Source organism: Pseudomonas sp. KBW05 (genome assembly GCF_003852405.1).
Classification (GTDB): domain Bacteria; phylum Pseudomonadota; class Gammaproteobacteria; order Pseudomonadales; family Pseudomonadaceae; genus Aquipseudomonas.
In genome coordinates this window covers 1-2,759 of sequence record NZ_QAJM01000051.1, presented here as the reverse complement: position 1 = coordinate 2,759, position 2,759 = coordinate 1, and the positions used below count along the sequence as shown (strand labels likewise).

Genomic DNA, 2,759 nt, shown 5'->3' with positions numbered 1-2,759 from the left:
GGTGACGGTGGTGACGATGTCCGCACCTTTCACTGCCTCGGCCACGCTGCTGGCCAAAATCACCTTGATCGCCGGGAACGCCTTGAGGTTGGCTGCCAGCTTGGCGGTGGCCTTGGCGTCGATGTCGAACAGGCGGATCTCATTGATGCCGAGCATGGCGTGGAAGGCCAGGGCCTGGAACTCACTCTGCGAGCCGTTGCCGATCAGCGCCATGCTGCGGCTGTTGTTGCGGGCCAGGTAACGCGCCACCAGCGCCGAGGTGGCGGCGGTGCGGATGGCGGTGGTCAGGGTCATTTCGGCCAGCAGCACCGGTTTGCCGGTGTCCACATCGCCCAGTGCACCAAAGGCCATCACGGTGAGCATTCCGGCCTGGGTGTTTTTCGGGTGGCCGTTGACGTACTTGAAGGCGTACAGCGCGGCATCGGACACCGGCATCAGCTCAATCACACCGTCCGGCGAGTGGTTGGCCAGGCGTGCGCACTTTTCGAAGTCCTGCCAGCGCAGGTAGTCGGCGCGGATGTACTCGGCCATCTCGCTGATGCAGGTTTGCAGGCCTTTTTGCGAGACCAGGTAGCTGAGGTCGTTGACGTCGATGTAACGGGTCATGGCAAGACTCCTTATTGAAATGAGGGACGGGCGGGCAGATGCACTTCTGCCAACATGCAGCGGGCACTGCCGCCGCCGATGCGTTCGATGTTGTCGATGTTCACCACCACTGGCCGTGTGTGGCGCTCCACATGGGCGCGTTGTGCCGGTTGCAGGGCGCCCCAGGCGCTGGCCGACATCACCAGCAGCGGCTGGCCGTCGCGGTCGTGGACTTCGAGCATGTTGCCGGCGAAGGCTTCCAGCTGATCGAAGTCGAGGGCGAGGATGTCTTTGCCGGTGTCGCGCAGGGAGCGTTCCAGGGTCAGGCGTTCGCCCTCGTCGGGCAGGGCTTGCAGGCACACCACCGAGAGGTCGCGGCCGACGCTCATCATCACGTTGCTGTGGTAGATCGGCGCGTGATGGCGGTCCACCGCGTGGAACACGCAGAGCTGGTAGTCGAGGCGTTCGGCGAACTGGCGCAGGGCGTCATGGTGGGTGCGCCCGGAGTGGCAGGCGTAGCTGATGCGGTGCTGGCGGTCGAGCACCATGCTGCCGGTGCCTTCGAGGAAGATGTTCTGTTGTTCCAGGTGGCTGAGGTCGATGGTGCTGTGGATCGCGAAGCGTTGTTCCAGCACTTGCAGCACGCCTTTGTTGCGCTCCAGGCGGCGGTTCTGGCCTTCCATCGGGTACAGCACCAGGCTGCCGTCGGCGTGGCTGCTCCACCAGTTGTTGGGGAAGATCGAGTCGGGGGTGTGGGGCGCCGGGGTGTCCTGCACCACCAGCACTTCCACGCCGTGCTGGCGCAGGGTGTCGACATAGCCGTCGAACTCTTCCAGCGCTTTCTGCTGCGCGCTGAGCGGGTCGAGGGGTTGGCGTTGGAAGCGGTTGTTGATGGCAGTGTCCGGGTTGAAGGCAAAGCGCGCCGGGCGAATCATCAAGACGGTGTTGGTGGTTTGCATGGGTGCACGAATCCATGAGGTTGAGCAGTGCGGCTATTTTGTGGGTTGTGCGGGGTGAATCCCGGCTGAAACGAGGGGGCGGCTCAGCCGGGAAAGCTGAAACTGGAGGTGGCGCGACCGAATCGGCTGCCGGCTCTGGAATGCGATCAAACTGTGGGAGCTGGCTTGTGTGGGAGCGGGCTTGCTCGCGAAAGCGGTGTGTCAGTCAACAGAGTCATTGGCTGACCCACCGCATTCGCGAGCAAGCCCGCTCCCACATTGGTATTGTGGCGTTTGCTAAAGCGCCGTCAGCCAGGAGGAATCATGCCTACCGCCGTTCGTCTCGCCCAACCCGCCGATGCCGAGGGCATCAGCCAGGTCATCCTGGCTGCCCTGCACAGCAGCAACGCGAAGGATTACCCAGTGGACGTGATCGCCCGGGTCGCGGGCAACTTCACCCCCGATGCGGTCATCGCCTTGCTGACGCGCCGGGTGGTGCTGGTGGCGGTGCAGGACGACGTCATCGTGGCCACGGCCGCGCTGGATGCCAACGTGGTGCGCTCGGTGTTCGTCAACCCGGCGCTGCAAGGGCAGGGCATTGGCCGGCTGCTGATGATCGAGATTGAACTGCGTGCCCGCCAGGCCGGCGTGACGGTGTTGAGCGTGCCGTCTTCACTGACGGCCGAGCCGTTCTATACCGCGCTGGGGTTTCACACGGTTCGCGACGTCTACCACGGTAATGAGCGGACCCTGGTGATGGAGAAGGCGCTGCTGTCCCGCCATCCCATCGGACCGTATCGCGACCGTCAGCACCGTGCGCAAGTGGTGGCGTTGTGGCAACAGGCCTTTGGTTATGACACGGCGCATAACTCGCCGGCCCTGGCGATTGATAAAAAGCTGGCGGTCAACGACGGGCTGTTTTTTGTCGCGACGGATAAAAAGACGGTGGTCGGCACGATCCTCGCGGGGTACGACGGGCATCGTGGCTGGCTGTATTCGGTGGCGGTACACGCCGACTATCGGCGCCATGGCTTGGGTTCTTCGCTGGTGCGTCATGCGGAACAGGCGTTGACGGGCCTGGGTTGCATGAAGATCAACTTGCAGATCACCAGTGGTAATGATGCCGTGACGGGGTTTTACGAGGCGTTGGGGTATGGCGTGGAGCCGCGGATCAGCATGGGCAAGAAGATTGTGGAAAACATTCCCTGAAAACACCGGAGATCAAATGTGGGAGCG

3 protein-coding genes are annotated in these 2,759 nt (G+C 63.1%); 1 reads left to right on the top strand and 2 read right to left on the bottom strand.

Translation table 11 applies throughout. The features are described from left to right. Together DBR46_RS30645 and ctlX are read right to left on the bottom strand one after the other, a co-directional pair. Positions 1 to 606: ornithine cyclodeaminase (locus tag DBR46_RS30645; RefSeq protein WP_256659416.1), on the bottom strand; the 606-nt coding region annotated here is incomplete at its 3' end. A gap of 11 nt (positions 607 to 617) precedes the next feature. Next, on the bottom strand, positions 618 to 1,544 hold the full coding sequence (gene ctlX, locus DBR46_RS28865) for a citrulline utilization hydrolase CtlX (protein ID WP_124529636.1): 927 nt from the start codon (positions 1,542 to 1,544) through the stop codon (positions 618 to 620). Positions 1,545 to 1,847: 303 nt separating this feature from the next. Between ctlX and DBR46_RS28860 the strand changes: the two genes are divergently transcribed. Further along, on the top strand, positions 1,848 to 2,732 hold the full coding sequence (locus tag DBR46_RS28860) for a GNAT family acetyltransferase (protein ID WP_124529634.1): 885 nt from the start codon (positions 1,848 to 1,850) through the stop codon (positions 2,730 to 2,732). The last annotated feature ends 27 nt before the right edge of the window (positions 2,733 to 2,759 follow it).

Bases quoted from the DNA above. Each gene is read 5' to 3' on its own strand.
- ctlX (WP_124529636.1), bottom strand. From the start codon at position 1,544: ATGCAAACCACCAACACCGTCTTGATGATTCGCCCGGCGCGCTTTGCC.
- DBR46_RS28860 (WP_124529634.1), top strand. From the start codon at position 1,848: ATGCCTACCGCCGTTCGTCTCGCCCAACCCGCCGATGCCGAGGGCATC.